At 73.5% G+C, this 15,067-nt stretch carries 15 protein-coding genes and 1 tRNA gene; 10 read left to right on the plus strand and 6 right to left on the minus strand.

Annotation, left to right across the window (positions count from 1 at the left end):
* The first annotated feature begins 92 nt into the window (after nucleotides 1–92).
* On the plus strand, nucleotides 93–1,064 hold the full coding sequence (gene rlmB / locus ACIA8F_RS34520; protein WP_399384829.1) for a 23S rRNA (guanosine(2251)-2'-O)-methyltransferase RlmB: 972 nt from the start codon (nucleotides 93–95) through the stop codon (nucleotides 1,062–1,064).
* 156 nt (nucleotides 1,065–1,220) lie between these two features.
* Nucleotides 1,221–2,783, plus strand: a complete 1,563-nt coding sequence (locus tag ACIA8F_RS34525; RefSeq protein ID WP_399384831.1) for a DoxX family membrane protein — start codon at nucleotides 1,221–1,223, stop codon at nucleotides 2,781–2,783.
* Between the two features lie 84 nt (nucleotides 2,784–2,867).
* Here ACIA8F_RS34525 and ACIA8F_RS34530 read toward each other — a convergent pair whose 3' ends face one another.
* From ACIA8F_RS34530 to ACIA8F_RS34540, 3 genes are all read right to left on the minus strand, one after another.
* Nucleotides 2,868–3,647, minus strand: coding sequence for an NDP-sugar synthase (locus ACIA8F_RS34530; RefSeq protein WP_399384833.1), 780 nt, complete (start codon nucleotides 3,645–3,647; stop codon nucleotides 2,868–2,870).
* A gap of 42 nt (nucleotides 3,648–3,689) precedes the next feature.
* Nucleotides 3,690–4,103 (minus strand): hypothetical protein, encoded by a 414-nt coding sequence (locus tag ACIA8F_RS34535; protein ID WP_399384835.1) that lies wholly within the window; start codon nucleotides 4,101–4,103, stop codon nucleotides 3,690–3,692.
* A 211-nt stretch (nucleotides 4,104–4,314) separates the two neighbouring features.
* The gene (locus ACIA8F_RS34540) at nucleotides 4,315–5,403 is read right to left on the minus strand and encodes an ABC transporter ATP-binding protein (protein WP_399384836.1); all 1,089 of its coding nucleotides are present in this window, start codon (nucleotides 5,401–5,403) and stop codon (nucleotides 4,315–4,317) included.
* Between the two features lie 178 nt (nucleotides 5,404–5,581).
* Between ACIA8F_RS34540 and ACIA8F_RS34545 the strand changes: the two genes are divergently transcribed.
* Nucleotides 5,582–6,250 carry a hypothetical protein gene (locus ACIA8F_RS34545; RefSeq protein WP_399384838.1) on the plus strand — a complete coding sequence of 223 codons (669 nt, stop codon included), beginning with the start codon at nucleotides 5,582–5,584 and terminating at the stop codon, nucleotides 6,248–6,250.
* 104 nt (nucleotides 6,251–6,354) lie between these two features.
* A tRNA-Thr gene (locus tag ACIA8F_RS34550) sits at nucleotides 6,355–6,432 on the plus strand.
* Nucleotides 6,433–6,516: 84 nt separating this feature from the next.
* Here the strand turns inward: ACIA8F_RS34550 and ACIA8F_RS34555 are convergent.
* Nucleotides 6,517–7,899 carry an NAD(P)/FAD-dependent oxidoreductase gene (locus ACIA8F_RS34555; RefSeq protein ID WP_399384839.1) on the minus strand — a complete coding sequence of 461 codons (1,383 nt, stop codon included), beginning with the start codon at nucleotides 7,897–7,899 and terminating at the stop codon, nucleotides 6,517–6,519.
* 160 nt (nucleotides 7,900–8,059) lie between these two features.
* Between ACIA8F_RS34555 and ACIA8F_RS34560 the strand changes: the two genes are divergently transcribed.
* The 3 genes from ACIA8F_RS34560 (at nucleotide 8,060) to ACIA8F_RS34570 (ending at nucleotide 10,361) form a co-directional block, all read left to right on the plus strand.
* Entirely contained in the window at nucleotides 8,060–8,785 is a 726-nt protein-coding gene (locus ACIA8F_RS34560) for a DsbA family protein (protein WP_399384841.1), read from the plus strand.
* Nucleotides 8,786–8,909: 124 nt separating this feature from the next.
* Nucleotides 8,910–9,878 carry an aminoglycoside phosphotransferase family protein gene (locus ACIA8F_RS34565; RefSeq protein WP_399384843.1) on the plus strand — a complete coding sequence of 323 codons (969 nt, stop codon included), beginning with the start codon at nucleotides 8,910–8,912 and terminating at the stop codon, nucleotides 9,876–9,878.
* A 9-nt stretch (nucleotides 9,879–9,887) separates the two neighbouring features.
* Nucleotides 9,888–10,361: a GNAT family N-acetyltransferase gene (locus tag ACIA8F_RS34570; RefSeq protein WP_399384844.1), complete on the plus strand. Its 474-nt coding sequence runs from the start codon at nucleotides 9,888–9,890 to the stop codon at nucleotides 10,359–10,361.
* A 21-nt stretch (nucleotides 10,362–10,382) separates the two neighbouring features.
* Here ACIA8F_RS34570 and ACIA8F_RS34575 read toward each other — a convergent pair whose 3' ends face one another.
* Entirely contained in the window at nucleotides 10,383–11,375 is a 993-nt protein-coding gene (locus tag ACIA8F_RS34575) for a zinc-binding dehydrogenase (protein ID WP_399384886.1), read from the minus strand.
* Nucleotides 11,376–11,502: 127 nt separating this feature from the next.
* Here ACIA8F_RS34575 and ACIA8F_RS34580 point away from each other — a divergent pair, with 127 nt between their 5' ends.
* Complete coding sequence (locus ACIA8F_RS34580; RefSeq protein WP_399384846.1) at nucleotides 11,503–12,183, plus strand: pentapeptide repeat-containing protein; 681 nt, start codon at nucleotides 11,503–11,505, stop codon at nucleotides 12,181–12,183.
* A 366-nt stretch (nucleotides 12,184–12,549) separates the two neighbouring features.
* Here the strand turns inward: ACIA8F_RS34580 and ACIA8F_RS34585 are convergent, their stop codons facing one another.
* Nucleotides 12,550–13,053 (minus strand): hypothetical protein, encoded by a 504-nt coding sequence (locus tag ACIA8F_RS34585; RefSeq protein ID WP_399384887.1) that lies wholly within the window; start codon nucleotides 13,051–13,053, stop codon nucleotides 12,550–12,552.
* 683 nt (nucleotides 13,054–13,736) lie between these two features.
* Here ACIA8F_RS34585 and ACIA8F_RS34590 point away from each other — a divergent pair.
* On the plus strand, nucleotides 13,737–14,402 hold the full coding sequence (locus ACIA8F_RS34590) for a sensor histidine kinase (RefSeq protein ID WP_399384847.1): 666 nt from the start codon (nucleotides 13,737–13,739) through the stop codon (nucleotides 14,400–14,402).
* Entirely contained in the window at nucleotides 14,399–15,031 is a 633-nt protein-coding gene (locus tag ACIA8F_RS34595) for a response regulator (protein ID WP_399384849.1), read from the plus strand. Before ACIA8F_RS34590 ends, ACIA8F_RS34595 begins: the two co-directional genes overlap by 4 nt.
* The last annotated feature ends 36 nt before the right edge of the window (nucleotides 15,032–15,067 follow it).

The raw sequence follows: 15,067 nt of genomic DNA on the forward strand, positions 1-15,067 counted from the left end.
CACTGGCGCACTCAGATTGGGCCGCCCGGCGCTCCGGGCGGCACACTCTTCATACGTACATATCGCAGAACCAACGAAATCAGGTAGAGGTCATGGCCGGGAACAGCCAGCGCAGGAACCGCCGCACGTCCAACAAGAAGGGCGCGACGGTCGGCAGCGGTGGCCAGCGGCGCAAGGGCCTCGAAGGCAGGGGCCCCACGCCCAAGGCCGAGGACCGCAAGAAGCACAAGGCGAACCGCATCGCGGGCGCCATGGCCCGCCAGGCCGCCAAGCGCCGCCCGGCCCCCCGCCGCGGCGGCCCCAAGGGCACCAGCGAGATGGTCGTCGGCCGCAACCCGGTCTTCGAGGCGCTGCGCGACGGCGTGCCCGCCGTCACCCTCTACGTCCAGCAGTTCATCGACAACGACGAGCGCGTCCGCGAGGCCCTCCAGCTCGCGGCCGAGCGCGGCAACATCAACCTGATGGAAGCCCCGCGCCCCGAGCTCGACCGCCTCACCAACGGGCTCAACCACCAGGGCCTGGTCCTCCAGGTCCCGCCGTACGAGTACGCGCACCCGGAGGACCTCACCGCCGCCGCCTACGACAACGGCGAGGACCCCCTCATCGTCGCCCTCGACGGCGTCACCGACCCCCGCAACCTCGGCGCGATCGTCCGCTCCGTCTCCGCCTTCGGCGGCCACGGCGTGGTCATCCCCGAGCGCCGGGCCGCCGGCATGACCGCCGGTGCCTGGAAGTCCTCCGCCGGCACCGCCGCCCGTACCCCGGTCTCCCGGGTCACCAACCTGACGCGCGCCATCCAGGAGTACAAGAAGGCCGGCATCACCGTCGTCGGCCTCGCCGCCGAAGGCACCCACGAGGTCCACGAGCTCGAAGCGCTCGCCGGCCCCGTCGTCATCGTCGTCGGCTCCGAGGGCAAGGGCCTCGGCCGCCTCGTCGGCGAGAACTGCGACTACCTCGTGCGCATCCCGATGCCGGGCGGCGCCGAGTCGCTCAACGCCGGTGTCGCCGCTGGCGTCGTCCTCTACGAGGCGGCCCGCCGCCGCGCCACCCGCGGCCGCGTCTGAACGGCGGGCGCGCCCGCCGCTTGATCCACTTGGCTCACCGGAAGTGACCCGTGAGCGTGCCACCCCGCCCCCTGTGGGCGGGGTGGCTTGATTTGACGGGTCTCGGACACATCCCTGATGTCAAGGCAGTGTCCTAAACACTCATCACTCGGTTAGATGAGTGTGGACACCAGAACGCCAGGGTTCGACGACCAGCCCGCGCTGAGCATGGTCAAGGTGCCGTGCGACCCCGCACAGGTCATCGTCAACCACGCCAGCTTCCGCGTGCGGCTCGCACCGAGCCCCAGCGCGCGTCCCAGGCCCTCGGGCGCCCCAGGGCTCGCCCCCGCACTCGGCGGAGCCCTCGCGGCCGCCGGAGCCGGCGCCGCCCGCCGCAGGCCCGTCGTCTGGAGCGGCAAGTCCGCCCCCGGCGACGCCGCCGCCAGCGCCGCCATGGGCGGCCTGCTCCAGGCCGTACGCGATCACGGGCGCGCCCACGACGGCCGCGACGAGTACGACGGCGGCGCCACCCAGACCATCCCGCGCATCGACCTCGCGCACGACCTCGCGGACGACACCCTCGCCACCCCGACCGTCATCGGCCAGCGCAGCTACGGCGACGCCGACGAGACCCGGCTGCAGCCCGTCGTGGGCGGCCTCTCCCACTCCCACGAGGCCTACGACGCCGCCCACTCCGAAGGCAGCGGATCCGCCGACTCCCGCCGGGCCCAGGCCGAGGCCCGCGCGCAGGCCTCGTACTACCCCGGCCGCCGCATGAACCTCGGCGTCGTGCTGCTCCCGCTGCGCGTCTTCCTCGGCTTCATCTCCATCTACGCCGGCATGGGCAAACTGTGCGACCCCGTCTACTTCGACGGCGGCGAACGCGGCTCCATGGTCACCTGGCTGCACACCCTCCAGCCCTGGGCCCTCGCCGAACCGCTGCGCGACTTCGCACTGGCCCACCCGGTCGGCGCCGGGCTCAGCGTGGCCTTCCTCCAGGTCATCGTGGGCGTCCTGACCGTCTTCGGCCTGTGGCAGCGGTTCGCCGCCTGCTTCGGCGCACTGCTGTCCGCCGCCCTGCTGATGACCGTGAGCTGGAAGACCGTCCCCGCCTACGACGCCCCCGACATCATCTATCTCGCCGCCTGGAGCCCGCTGATCATCGCCGGCGCCCCCGTCTACTCCCTGGACGGCCGCCTCGCGAGCGAGGCCTGGCGCACCCTGGGCCCGCGGTCCGAGGTCTGGCGGCTGCGCCGCCGCGTCCTGCGCCGCGGGGCCGTCATGGCCAGTGTCATCTGCGGACTCACCCTCCTCATCGGCTCGCTCCTCGGCGGCGCCGTCCGCTCCGCCACCGTGGTCACCGTGCCCGGACCGGACGAGGCCCCGAGCAACTACCTGCCCGGGCGGCCCCTGCCGAGCAGCCCCAAGCAGCAGCTGCCCGTACGCCCCACCCCCTCCTCCAAGCAGGCCGCCCAGCCCTCCGCCGGAGCCTCCTCCCCGGCCGCCAAGCCCGGGCGGGGCGCAGCCGGTTCCAGCTCCCCGACGGCCGGCTCCGGCTCGCCCTCCGCGACCCGCGGCTCCACCAGCGGCAGCCAGTCCCCGCGCAGCACCCCCCGCCAGTCCACCCCGCAGAAGCCCCCGGCCAGCTCCGCGGGAACGCGCAGCGGGGGCTCCACGGGCGGATCCGGCAGCACCGCACCGAAGAAGCCCGACCTGCTGGGCGGACTGCTCGGCGGCTGACCGGCCCCACGAAGGCCGCATCCACGTGAAGGGCCCGGCACGCGAAAGCGTGCCGGGCCCTTCTGCCGTGCCCCGGGACGGGGCCTAGGGGGCGTTCTGCGCGGCCAACTCCCGTGCCGCCTCGGTCAGGTCCTTCGCCGTGTCGATCGCCCGCCAGTAGGCCCCCTGGGGCAGCGGGAAGCCCGCGAGGCGCCGCTCGCGGGCCAGGCGCGGGAACGTGGTCCGCTCGTGGTCGCCCAAGTCGGGCAGCAGGGCCGCGAATTCGGGCCCGAAGACGTACACGCCGGCATTGACCGGGTACGGGGACTGCGGCGCCTCGATGAAGTCCAGCACGTGGCCGTACTCGTTGATCTCCACCACCCCCCACGGAATGCGCGGCCGGGCCAGCGCCAGCGTGGCGGTGGCACCGCGCTCGGAGTGGAAGGCGGCCATCTCGCGCAGCGAGAAGCGGGTCCACACGTCCCCGTTGGTCGCGTACCAGGACCGCTCGGGATGCGGCAGGCGCCGGGCGGCGTACTTCAGACCGCCGCCCCGGCCCAGCGGCTCGTTCTCCACGACGGTGGTCACCCGTAGCGGCAACGGGGCCTCGGCCAGCCACTTCTGGAGCACCTCGGCGAGGTGCCCGCAGGAGACCACCGCGTCCGTCACCCCCTCGGAGGCCAGCCACGCGAGCTGGTGCCCGATGATCGGCATCCCCGTACCGGGGATCTCCACCATCGGCTTGGGGCGGTCGTCCGTATAAGGCCGCAGCCGCGAACCCTGGCCCCCCGCCAGGACAACCGCCTGGGTCGGGGAGGCCGGGAACGCGGCCGCGTGGGGTCGGTCGGAAGGCTCGGAGCCTTCGGAACGCTCGGATTCGGTCATGTGCGGTGTGTCCGGGGGCGGAAGGGCGTGCGGCGGCGGCCGTCAGCCCATGGAGGCGACGCCGGACGCGTACGCGGTGTCGCACACCGGCCGCGCGAACGACTGGGCCTTCGTGGGCCCGTAGGCGTCCACCGCGGCCCGCCCGAGGGCGCGCGCGATCCCCACGCAGTGCTCGGCGAGGGAGGGCCGGCGGTCGACCTCCTGCTGGAGGTGGGTGAGCACGTCACCGGGCTGCTCGCCCTCCTGGATCTCGCTCAACAGCTTTTCGCGCAGCACGTCCTGGGCGGCGCGCGGCTTCGCGGGGACGGAGACGTCCTCGGCGGACGCGGTCAGGATCTGGGAGGGGGTGTTGTCCGCCCAGGGGACCATGGTGACCGCGAGGGTCCCGGACAGGACCAGGACGACGGGCAGGACCAGGGCGAGGGATCGGCCGATACGGCGGGCAGTGTGGGTCACGAGGGCGAGAGTAGCGCTCGGTGAAGATATGGCGACATTTAGTCACCCGGTCGGGGGATGGTTCGACGTGGCTTTTCGAATTAAGGGTTGACGCTTGGGGCCGAATGGCCCGATCTGCCGGACCTCGTACGGGGACGCGGACCGGAACTCGCGCCGAAGGGGCGCCCCTTGACGGGACGCCCCTTCGGCGGCTGTGCGCGTACGGGCCGGGTCAGCCGGAGAGGCGGGCACCCGAGGACGTGGAGAAGACGTGGATCTCGTTGCCGCGCGGCACCACGTGCAGCGTGGAGCCCTTCTCGGGCACCTGGCGGCCGTTCACGCGCACCACGATGTCCTGCGAGCCCGCGGAGTGCGAGGTCGAGCCGTAGACGTACCCGTCGGCGCCCAGCTCCTCGACGACGTTCACGGTGATTTCCAGGCCGCCCGTCTCGCCGATGTCGAAGTGCTCGGGACGCACGCCCACGGTGACGGTGCGGTCGCCCGCGTCGGCGGCCGCGGTCAGCGCCTCGCGGGACACCGGGACCACGCTGTCGCCGAACTTCACGCCGCCGTCGGTGATCGGGACCTCGACGAGGTTCATCGCCGGCGAGCCGATGAAGCCGGCGACGAAGAGGTTCGCCGGGCGGTCGTACATGTTGCGCGGGGTGTCGACCTGCTGCAGCAGACCGTCCTTCAGGACGGCCACGCGGTCGCCCATCGTCATGGCCTCGACCTGGTCGTGGGTGACGTAGACGGTGGTGATGCCCAGGTCGCGCTGGAGGGCGGCGATCTGCGTACGGGTGGACACGCGGAGCTTGGCGTCGAGGTTCGACAGCGGCTCGTCCATGAGGAACACCTGCGGCTTGCGCACGATCGCGCGGCCCATCGCGACGCGCTGGCGCTGACCGCCGGAGAGCGCCTTCGGCTTGCGGTCGAGGTACTGGGTCAGGTCCAGCATCTTCGCCGCGTCCTCCACCTTCCGGCGGATGGTGGCCTTGTCCTCACCGGCGATCTTGAGCGCGAAGCCCATGTTGTCGGCGACGGACATGTGCGGGTACAGCGCGTAGTTCTGGAACACCATCGCGATGTCCCGGTCCTTGGGCGGCAGGTGCGTGACGTCGCGGTCACCGATGCGGATCGAACCGCCGTTGACGTCCTCCAGGCCGGCCAGCATGCGCAGCGAGGTGGACTTGCCGCAGCCGGAGGGGCCGACGAGGACGAGGAACTCGCCGTCCGCGATCTCCAGCTCCAGCTGGTCGACGGCGGGCTTGTCGCCGCCGGGGTACAGACGGGTCGCCTTGTCGAAAGTGACAGAAGCCATGGTGATGAATCCCTTCTACCGGCAGGAACGTGCCGGACGATCCGAGTGGAAGGTCTAGTCCAGTGGACTGGACTCGGCCCGACGCTACCCGCCCGATCCGCTCCTGTCAGCACCTGGACGCGAAGACTTCTCCCCAGGCCGCGGGCGACTGTCAGAGGGGGCTGCTTTGATCACGCCCATGACCATCTACGACGTGACCCGCGCGCTGCCCGACATCGAGACGCTGCGCGACCGCTGCCGGGCGATGGCGGCGCTGGAACTGGTGATCAGCGGCGAAGAGGACGACGGCCACTTCTCCTACGACCCGGAGTGGGGGCCGGGCGAGGAAGCGGCACTGATGGACAACGGCTCCGGCGACGACTACGCGATCGTCTTCTCGGCCGCCGGGGTCTTCGGACACGGCTTCGACCACGAGTCGGTCATGAGCCCCTGGGCGGACACCGACAATGAGGACGGCTGGCCGGGCCTGACCGAGGGCATACCCGAGGCCTTCCGGCCGTACCTCACGGAGCCCGCGTTCTGCGTGGACGGCGTGCTCAACGCGACCGCCGTCTTCTGGCGCGAGACCGGCGACGCGCAGTGGCGCGCGGGCAAGGTGGAGTTCCCGGAGGGCAAGTCCGACCCGGACGGCGCGGACTATCTCTTCGAGCTGCTCGTCGCGGGCACCCCGGAGGCCTACCGCGACTTCGCCGAGGACTACTACGAGACGGACCTCCCCCTGGCCGCGGTCCGCCACATCTGGGAGCTCCGCCCCCTGACCCAGTCCGTCGTCGACGCCCTCAACCCGGGGCTGCCCCTGGCGGCGGTGGCGCCGAGGGTGGCCCGCGCGGGGTATCCGGGGGTGTGAGGAAGGGCGCCGGCGGGGGCCCCGGACACCGGAAAGGTCTTCGCTGAGCGGTGGGGGCGATGTGTAGAGTGAAGGCGATTCCGTGCCTTGCGCAGAGTCACCACGCCTCCTTAGCTCAGTCCGGCCAGAGCAACGCACTTGTAATGCGTAGGTCGTCGGTTCGAATCCGACAGGGGGCCCCATTCCAGGTCGGAGGTTCTTCGGCCAGGTGGCTTCGAACGGAAGCGGAAGGCCCCGGGTGAGCACCCGGGGCCTTTTGCGTGCCGTCAGTGGCGGCCCGCGATGCGGTCGGCCAGGCGGGCCAGGGGGGTTGTCGTCGGGGTGTGGGTGGTGGATTCGCGGCGGTCCGCTTCGCGGTAGGCGGCGTAGAGGGCCTGGACGCCCAGCCAGCGGAAGGGCTCCGGTTCCCAGCGGCGGACGCGGTGGTTGACCCAGGGGAGGGTGGTGAGGTCCGTCTTGTCGCCCAGGACCAGGTCGCGCAGGGTGCGGGCCGCGAGGTTCGACGTGGCCACGCCGGAGCCCACGTAGCCGCCGGCCCAGCCGAGGCCCGTCGTGGCGTCCAGGGTGACCGTGGCGCACCAGTCGCGGGGGACGCCCAGGATGCCCGACCAGGCGTGGGTGATCTCCACGCCGGTGAGGGCCGGGAAGAAGGATTCGAGGAGGCGGGTGAGGGAGGCGATCGTGGCGGGCTGGGTGCGGCCGTCGTTGTCCGTGCGGGAGCCGTAGCGGTAGGGGACGCCGCGGCCGCCGATGGCGATGCGGTCGTCGGCCGTGCGCTGGGCGTACATGTAGGCGTGGGCCATGTCGCCGAGGGTGGCGGCGTCGGACCAGTTGAGCTGGGACCAGGTCTCCGGGGAGAGCGGGGCCGTGGCGATCATCGAGGAGTTCATCGGGAGCCAGGAGCGCTTCTGGCCCTTGAGGGCGGCGGTGAACCCCTCCGTGCAGCGCAGGACGTACGGGGCGCGGACCGTGCCGTACGGGGTGAGGGCGCGGCGCGGGGCGATCTCCGTGACGGGGGTGGACTCGTGGATGACGACGCCGAGGCGTTCGCAGGCGGCCGCCAGGCCCTTGACCAGTTTCAGGGGGTGGATGCGGGCTCCGTGCGGGGTCCAGGAGGAGCCGACGGCGTCCGCGACGTTGATGCGGGCGCGGGTGTCGGTGGCGTCGTAGAGCTCGCGGTCCGTTTCGCCGAAGGCGAGTTCGGCGGCGTGGAAGGCCCTGAGGCGGGAGAGCTGGGCGGGGGTGCGGGCCACTTCGAGGACTCCGCCGCGGTGGATGCCGGCGTCGATGCCCTCCTTGGCCGCGGTGTCGATGACCTCGGTGACGGTGGCGTTCATGGCCTGCTGGAGGCGCCGGGCGGCCGGGTGGCCGTGGAGGGCGGCGTAGCGGTCGCGGCCCGCGATGCCGTTGTAGAGCCAGCCGCCGTTGCGGCCGGAGGCCCCGTAGCCGCAGAACTTCTGCTCCAGGACGGTGACGCGCAGGTCGGGGGCGGCGGTCTTGAGGTAGTACGCGGTCCACAGTCCGGTGTAGCCGCCGCCGACGATGACGACGTCGGCCGTGGTATTGCCGGTGAGCGGGGCGCGGGGTGGGCGGGCGGGGGCGGTCTCGTCCGTCGCGTACCAGAAGGAAATTCCGCCGTTGATCGTCATGGGGGAGTTGGTACACGGGGTTTCGGGTGGGTGTCCAGGGACGTGACGTCGGGTTTTGGGGGTCGAGGGGTGGCCGGATGGCTGATGTGGGCGCTGTGGAACCCTCCTTAGGGTGGGGCGGGGAGTTTGTCAGGTTTTTGGGTGAGAGGTGCGGGTTCGTATGGCACGGGTTGTGGTGGCCGGGCGGCTGGTCGCGGCGGTCGCGGCCGTGTCCCTGCTGGGCGGGGCGGTCGTCGGGTGCGGTTCCGGGGCGGACGAGGGCAGGCCTGCGGCCGTCTCCGGGGTCGCGGTGCGGACCAGCCCGATCGCCGGTCAGCTCGCGGGGCTGCCCGCGGCGGTGAACGGGCCGAGGATCGTCGTGGGGAAGCCGGACGCCCCGCGTACGGCGCAGGTGCTGGTGGACCCCAAGTGCGGTCACTGCGCGCGGTTCGAGGAGGCCGGCGGGGAATCGCTGCTGAAGCTGGCGGTGGCCGGGCAGGTGAAGATCGAGTACCTGCTGGCCTCGTTCCTGGACCGGGACGGCGCGAGCGGTTCGGTCAGGGCGGTCAACGCGCTGCGCGCTTCGGCGGATGCGGGGAAGTTCGCGGAGTACCACGCGGCGGTCTTCGCCAGCCAGCCGAAGGGGAAGTTCACGGACGAGCTGCTCCTGAGGATCGCGGACGAGGTGCCGGGGCTGCGCGGGCCGGAGTTCGACGCGGCGGTGAAGGACCAGAAGTACAAGGGGTGGGTCGGCGAGGCCGAGAAGGGTTTCGAGGCGACGGGTGCGCAGGGGACGCCGATGGTGCTGGTGGACGGGGCGCCGGTCGGGTCGAAGGACGGGGCACTGTTCGAGGCGGGGGCGTTCGTGCGGGCGTTGAAGGGTGTGGGGGTGGGTTCCTCCGCCTAGGGGGGGGAACGGGCGCCGTGGGCGGTGGGTCGTAGGGCTGTGGGGCCGTGGAGGCGTGGAGCCGTGGGGACTTCGGGCCGTGGGGCCGCGGGGAGTTGGGGTCTTGGACCCCTAGGGTCGGGGCATGGACGGTGTGGCGGCGGGCGGTTCGGGCGGTGTCGCCGGGCGGGGGTTCCGCGGGGTGCCTGCGCGGTTCGCGCGGGCGCAGGTGCGGGACAACGGCGCGGCCGGGCGGGAGTTCGTCGACGGGCTGCCCGGGCAGGTGGCGGCGTTCCTGGAGCGGTGGGAGCTGCGGGTGACCGGGCCGGGGATGTACGGGGTGACGGCCCTGGTGCTGCCGGTGGTGCGGGCCGACGGGACGGCGGCGGCGCTGAAGCTGCCGGCGCTGGACGAGGAGAACGAGCGGGAGGCGCTCGCGCTGCGCGCGTGGGCCGGGGAGGGCTGCGTACGGCTGCTGGCGGACGATGCGCCGACCGGCACGCTGCTGCTGGAGCGCCTCGACGAGGGCCGGCCGCTGTCGGCGTTGGCCGTACGGGACTCCGCGCGGGCGGTGGAGCTCCTCGGCGGGCTGCTGGCCCGGCTGACGGCGGTCCCGGCGCCGGCCGGGGTGCGGCGGCTGGGGGACGTGGCGGCGGCGATGCTGGAGGCGGTGCCGGGTGCGCTGGCGCAGCTGGGGGAGGGCCGGGAGCGGGGGCTCGTGGCGGACTGCGCGGCGGCGCTGGCGGAGGTGGCGGGGGAGCCGGGGGACCGGCTGCTGCACTGGGACCTGCACTACGACAACGTGCTGGCGGGCGGGCGCGAGCCGTGGCTGGCCATCGATCCGAAGCCGCTGGCCGGTGATCCGGGGTTCGAGCTGTTTCCGGCGCTGGTCAACAACTTCCGGGCGGAGGAGGTGCGGTGGCGCTTCGAGTCGCTGGCGCAGGCGGTGGGCTCGGACCGGGAACGGGCGCGGGCCTGGACACTGGGGCGGGTGCTGCAGAACTGCCTGTGGGACGTGGAGGACGGGGGCCGGCCGGCGGTGGCGCCGCTGGGGATCGCCGAAGCGCTGCTGGGGCGGGGCGGGCGGGGGCGGGGCCGGTGCGGTGGCTCGTAGGGTGCAGGCATGATCCGTAGCGCCGTCGTCAGCGACGTACCCGTCATCCACGCCATGATCCGCGAGCTCGCGGAGTACGAGAAGGTGCCGCACGAGGCGCGCGCCACCGAGGAGCAGTTGCGGGAGGCGCTCTTCGGGGAGCGGCCGGCGGCGTTCGCGCACCTCGCGGTGACGGACGAGGGCGAGGCGGTCGGATTCTCGCTGTGGTTCCTCAGCTTCTCGACGTGGCGCGGGGTGCACGGCATCTACCTGGAGGACCTGTACGTCCGCCCGGGCGTGCGCGGCGGAGGCCACGGGAAGGCGCTGCTGCGGGAGTTGGCGCGGATCTGCGGGGAGCGCGGGTACGAGCGGCTGGAGTGGTCGGTCCTGAAGTGGAACGAGCCGACGATCGCCTTCTACGAGGCCCTGGGTGCGCGGCCGCAGGACGAGTGGTCGGTGTACCGGCTGACCGATGGGGCGCTGGCGGAGCTCGGGGGCGCGTAGGCCGTCCGGGGCGGTGGTCGCTCAGGGTTCCAGGACGACCTTGCCGGTGGTGGCGCGGGTTTCCAGGTCGTGGTGGGCCGTGGCGGCTTCGGCGAGGGGGTAGCGCTGGAGGGCGGGGCGCAGGCGGCCCGTGGCGGCTTCGGCGAGGGCGCGGGTTTCGAGGAGGCGCAGGGGGTCTTCGCCGCCGGTGCGTTGGAGCATGGCGGGGCCGAGGACGTGCTGGGTGGTGATGCCGCGGGCGTCCAGGGCGGCCTGCTCGGTGTCGGTGAGGGCGAGCGGGCCGCCGGACCAGCCGAAGACGAGGTGCTGGGCGTCGTTGCGGAGCAGGCCGAGGGCGGTGCGGGCGATGGCGCCCCCGACGGAGTCGAAGAGGACGGTGGCGCCGTCGGGGTGATGGGCGCGGAGGGTGTCGGCCCAGTCCGGGGCGGTGTAGTCGAGGGCGAGGTCGGCGCCGTTGGCGGCGGCCCGGGCGGTTTTGGCGGGGCCGCCGGCGAGGGCGACGACCGTGGCTCCGGCGTGCTTGGCGTACTGGACCAGCAGGGTGCCGATGCCGCCCGCGGCTGCCGGGACGAGGGCGACGGAGCCGGGACCGAGGTCGGCGAACTGGAGGATGCCGAGGGTGGTGCGGCCGGTACCGATCATGGCGACGGCGCTGGCGGGGTCGAGGCCGGGCGGGACGGCGTGCAGGCGGTCGGCGTCGGCGACGGCGTACTCGGCGTAGCCGCCGGGGGCGAATCCGAGGTGGGTGACGACGGTCTGCCCGAGCCAAGCGGTGTCCGTGCCGGCGCCGAGCGCGTCGACGGTGCCGGCGACCTCCCGGCCGGGGACGGTCGGCAGTTCGGGCAGGGGTGCGGGCGGGCCCTGGACGTCGCGGCGCAGCGCGGTGTCGAGGAGGTGGACTCCGGCGGCGGCCACGGCGATGCGGACCTGGCCGGGGGCGGGGAGGGGGCGGGGGACGGACTCGTAGGTGAGGTTTTCGACGGGGCCGAAGGTGTGGAGGCGGATGGCGTGCATCTCGCCGGGGGCGGGGGGCGTGGGGGTGGCGGTGTTCGGGGCCGGGGTGGTGGTCATGGGGACAGGGTGTGACCTCAAGTGCGGTTGAGGTCAAGGGGTTGTCGGTGGGGTCGGTCAGGATGGGGGGATGGTGCGAAACGGGCGGCAGCAGACGGTGAAGGCGGCGCGGCGGCCGGAGGTGCGGTTGCCGGAGCTGAGCGGGTGGGAGGACGCGGGGCTGGAGCTGGAGCGGGACGGGGACTACGACGGGCTGGAGCTCGTCGAAGTGGACCTGGCGGGCGGGGACGGGCGGGGGGCGCGGTTCATGGACTGCGCGCTACGGCGCTGCGTGCTGGACGAGACCGGACTGGCCAAGGTGCGGATCCTGGACTCGGTGCTCGACGGCGTCCGGGGGGTGGGGACGGACCTGTCGGAGGCCTCGCTGCGCGACGTGGAACTGCTGGACGCCCGGCTGGGCGGCGTGCAGTTGCACGGGGCGGTGCTGGAGCGGGTGCTGGTGCGCGGGGGCAAGATCGACTATCTGAACCTGCGGACGGCGCGGCTCAAGGACGTGGTCTTCGAGGAATGCGTGCTGGTGGAGCCGGACTTCGGGGGTGCGGTGCTGGAACGGGTGGAGTTCCGGGACTGTGAGCTGCGGGGGGTGGACTTCACGGGGGCGCGGATGGGGGACGTGGACCTGAGGGGGGTGCGGGCGCTGGAGATTGCGCGGGGGGTGGAGGCGCTGGCCGGGGCGGTGATCAGTGCGGGGCAGTTGTTCGAGTTGGCGCCGGCGATGGCTGCGCAGCTTGGGGTGAGGGTGTTGGCGTAGGTCGTCTGGGTGGCGGGTCGCGTGCCGCGTGCCGCCTGCCGTGTGGGCGCCTGCCGTGTGGCCGTGTGGCCGTGTGCCGCGTGGCCGCGTGCCGTGTGGCCGCGTGCCGCGTGGCCGCCTGGCCTCCGGGGTGGCTCCGGTGTGTGGGGGCGTTGCCGGGGCTGGGGCCGGGGTGGGCCCTGCGGGGCTGTCCCCTACCCGCCCTTCCACCGTTCCCCGGGCTGCGCCCGGACCCGCCTGGACCGGGCTGCGCCCGAGGCTTCTGGGGCTCTGCCCCAGACCCCGGTCCTCAAGCGCCGGACGGCTGGGTGGGACCGGGCTGGGCCCCGGTCCTCGAGCGCCGGGCGGCGCCGGGTGGGGGTTCGGTTAGGCCGGGACTCGGGGGAAGCGGGACTGGAGGGTCCAGATGATGGGGTTGTCGGCCAGGCCGTCGTGCATGTCGGTCAGGTCGGCGATGACGTCGTGGAGGAAGTCGCGGGCTTCGCGGCGCAGGAGGCGGTGGCTGAAGGTGAGGGGGGCTTCCTCCGACGGCATCCAGTCGGCCTCTACGTCGACCCAGCCGAAGCGGCGTTCGAAGAGCATGCGGTCCGAGGACTCGGTGAAGTCGATCTCGGCGTACTGGCGGTTGGCCGCGCGGCTGCCGCGCGGGTCCTGGTCGAGCTGCTCGACGATGTCGCACAGGGCCCAGGCGAAGTCCAGTACGGGCACCCATCCCCAGGCTGTGGACACTTCCCGGTCCGCGTCGGTGTCGGCGAGGTAGACGTCCCCGCAGAACAGGTCGTGGCGCAGGGAGCGGACGTCCGCGGAGCGGTAGTCGGTCTGCGGGGGGTCGGGGAAGCGACGGGAGAGGGAGTAGCCGATGTCGAGCACGTACCCGATGGTGTCATGGGTGGGGTGGGGGCCTCGCATGTCCCGCATGGTCCGGGGCCCGCGTGGCCGGGGACCGGCATGGGCGGGGGGCCGGCATGGTGCAAGGCCCGTGTGGCCGGGGACCGGCGTGGGCGGGGGGCCGGCATGGTGCAAGGCCCGTGTGGCCGGGGACCGGCGTGGGCGGGGGGCCGGCATGGTGCAAGGCCCGTGTGGCCGGGGCCCGCGGGGCCCGGCACCCGTGTGGCCGGGGAGCCGACATGGCGCAAGGCCCGTGTGGCCCGGGAGCCCGCATGGCGCAGGACCCGCATGGCCCGGGAGCCCACATGACCCTGGGGTCGGCATGGCGCAGGGCCCGCGTGGCCCCGGGCCGGCATGGCGCAGGCCCGCACGGCCGGGGCACGAGTGGCCGGGGACCCACGTGGCCCGGGGCCGGCATGGCGTAGGACCGCGTGGCCGGGGGCCCGCATGGCGCAAGGCCCGCATGGCCCCGGGACCCGCATGGCCCCGGGACCCGCATGGCAACAGGACCCGCATGACACAAGGCCCGTACGTGCCTTGCGGGTGGGGATCAGAGTTGCTGATGTCCCGGCGGGGTGTCGGGTTCGCCGGATTATGCTCGGCGCGTCCGGGGGGCGTGGCGAGAGGGGGCGGGTGTGGGGGGTGCCAGGGGGCAGGGGGAGGTCGTGGGGGCTGGGGTGCTGCGGGAGCGGCATCGGCTTGCGGCCGAGCTGCACGACACCGTGGCGCAGGGGCTGACGAGCATGCACCTGTTGCTCGACGCGGCGGACCGGGAGTGGACGCGGGAGCCGGGGCAGGCCCGGCAGCTGGTCCGGCAGGCTGCCGCCGCGGCCCGCGAGAATCTTGCCGAGGCCCGGCGGCTTATTCGGGACCTGGCTCCGGTGGAGCTGGAGCGGGCGGCCCTGGCCGATGTGCTGCGCGAGCTGTGTGCCGGGACGGACGGGGCCCGGTTCCGGCTGGAGGGGGAACCCCGGCCGGTGCCGGGCCGGGTCGAGGCCGCGGTGCTGAGGGCGGCCCAGGGCGCCCTGGGCAACGTACGGCGGCACGCGCGGGCTTCGGTCGTGGTGGTGACGCTGACCTATCAGCCGTTCGGGCTGGCGCTCGACGTGTGGGACGACGGGGTCGGGTTCGATCCGCAGGCTCCGGTGAACGGGGGCCCGGGTGGGGACGGGCTGCGGCTGCTGCGGCGTCGGGTCGCGTACCTGGGGGGCACGGCCACGGTGGAGAGCAGTCCGGGCGGGGGCGGGACCGTGGTGTCGGTCTGTCTGCCCGCGCTGCCGCAGGGGCCGGCGCCGGCCCGGGGACCCAGACCGGGGCCGGGCGCGGCATGACTCCGGTGCGGATCCTGTTGGTGGACGACCATCCCGTCGTACGGGCGGGGCTGCGGGCGCTGCTCGACGGGTGTCCCGAGTTCGAGGTGTGCGGGGAGGCCGCGGACGGCGGCGCCGCGCTGCGGATGGTGCGCGAACTGGGTCCCGGGCTGGTGCTGATGGACATCCGGATGGGGCCGGGGATGTGCGGGCTGGAGACCACGCGGCGGATCGGGCGGATGCCCGCGCCGCCGCGGGTGGTCGTGCTCAGCAGCTACGAGTCCGATGCGTACGTCGTACGGGCCGTGGAGGCGGGTGTGGCGGGGTACCTGCTGAAGGGGTCCCCGCCCGACCTGCTGTTCCAGGCGCTGCGGACGGTCGCGGCGGGGGAGTCGGCGCTGTCGCCCTCGGTGGTCTCGCGGCTGATGAGCCGCTACCGGGCGCCGAGTGCGGCCCTGACGGCCCGGGAGACCGAGATCCTGGAGCTGATCGCGACGGGCCGCTCCAACCGGGAGATCGGATCGGCCCTGTTCATCAGCGGGACGACGGTCAAGACGCACCTCGTGCACGTCTACGAGAAGCTCGGGGTGGAGAACCGTACGGCGGCCGTGCGTGCGGCCGTCGACCGCGGGCTCATCGGGCTCGGGTGAGCTCCGATGTTCGTGTGGGCTCCGATGGGGTCGGGG

It is taken from the genome of Streptomyces sp. NPDC051563 (assembly GCF_044454225.1).
Classification (GTDB): Bacteria; Actinomycetota; Actinomycetes; order Streptomycetales; family Streptomycetaceae; genus Streptomyces.

Excerpts from the sequence above, each read along its gene's own strand:
- rlmB (WP_399384829.1), top strand. The coding sequence starts at position 93 with ATGGCCGGGAACAGCCAGCGCAGGAACCGCCGCACGTCCAACAAGAAG.
- ACIA8F_RS34525 (WP_399384831.1), top strand. The coding sequence starts at position 1,221 with ATGAGTGTGGACACCAGAACGCCAGGGTTCGACGACCAGCCCGCGCTG.
- ACIA8F_RS34530 (WP_399384833.1), bottom strand. The coding sequence starts at position 3,647 with ATGACCGAATCCGAGCGTTCCGAAGGCTCCGAGCCTTCCGACCGACCC.
- ACIA8F_RS34540 (WP_399384836.1), bottom strand. The coding sequence starts at position 5,403 with ATGGCTTCTGTCACTTTCGACAAGGCGACCCGTCTGTACCCCGGCGGC.
- ACIA8F_RS34545 (WP_399384838.1), top strand. The coding sequence starts at position 5,582 with ATGACCATCTACGACGTGACCCGCGCGCTGCCCGACATCGAGACGCTG.
- ACIA8F_RS34555 (WP_399384839.1), bottom strand. The coding sequence starts at position 7,899 with ATGACGATCAACGGCGGAATTTCCTTCTGGTACGCGACGGACGAGACC.
- ACIA8F_RS34560 (WP_399384841.1), top strand. The coding sequence starts at position 8,060 with ATGGCACGGGTTGTGGTGGCCGGGCGGCTGGTCGCGGCGGTCGCGGCC.
- ACIA8F_RS34565 (WP_399384843.1), top strand. The coding sequence starts at position 8,910 with ATGGACGGTGTGGCGGCGGGCGGTTCGGGCGGTGTCGCCGGGCGGGGG.
- ACIA8F_RS34570 (WP_399384844.1), top strand. The coding sequence starts at position 9,888 with ATGATCCGTAGCGCCGTCGTCAGCGACGTACCCGTCATCCACGCCATG.
- ACIA8F_RS34575 (WP_399384886.1), bottom strand. The coding sequence starts at position 11,375 with ATGCACGCCATCCGCCTCCACACCTTCGGCCCCGTCGAAAACCTCACC.
- ACIA8F_RS34580 (WP_399384846.1), top strand. The coding sequence starts at position 11,503 with ATGGTGCGAAACGGGCGGCAGCAGACGGTGAAGGCGGCGCGGCGGCCG.
- ACIA8F_RS34595 (WP_399384849.1), top strand. The coding sequence starts at position 14,399 with ATGACTCCGGTGCGGATCCTGTTGGTGGACGACCATCCCGTCGTACGG.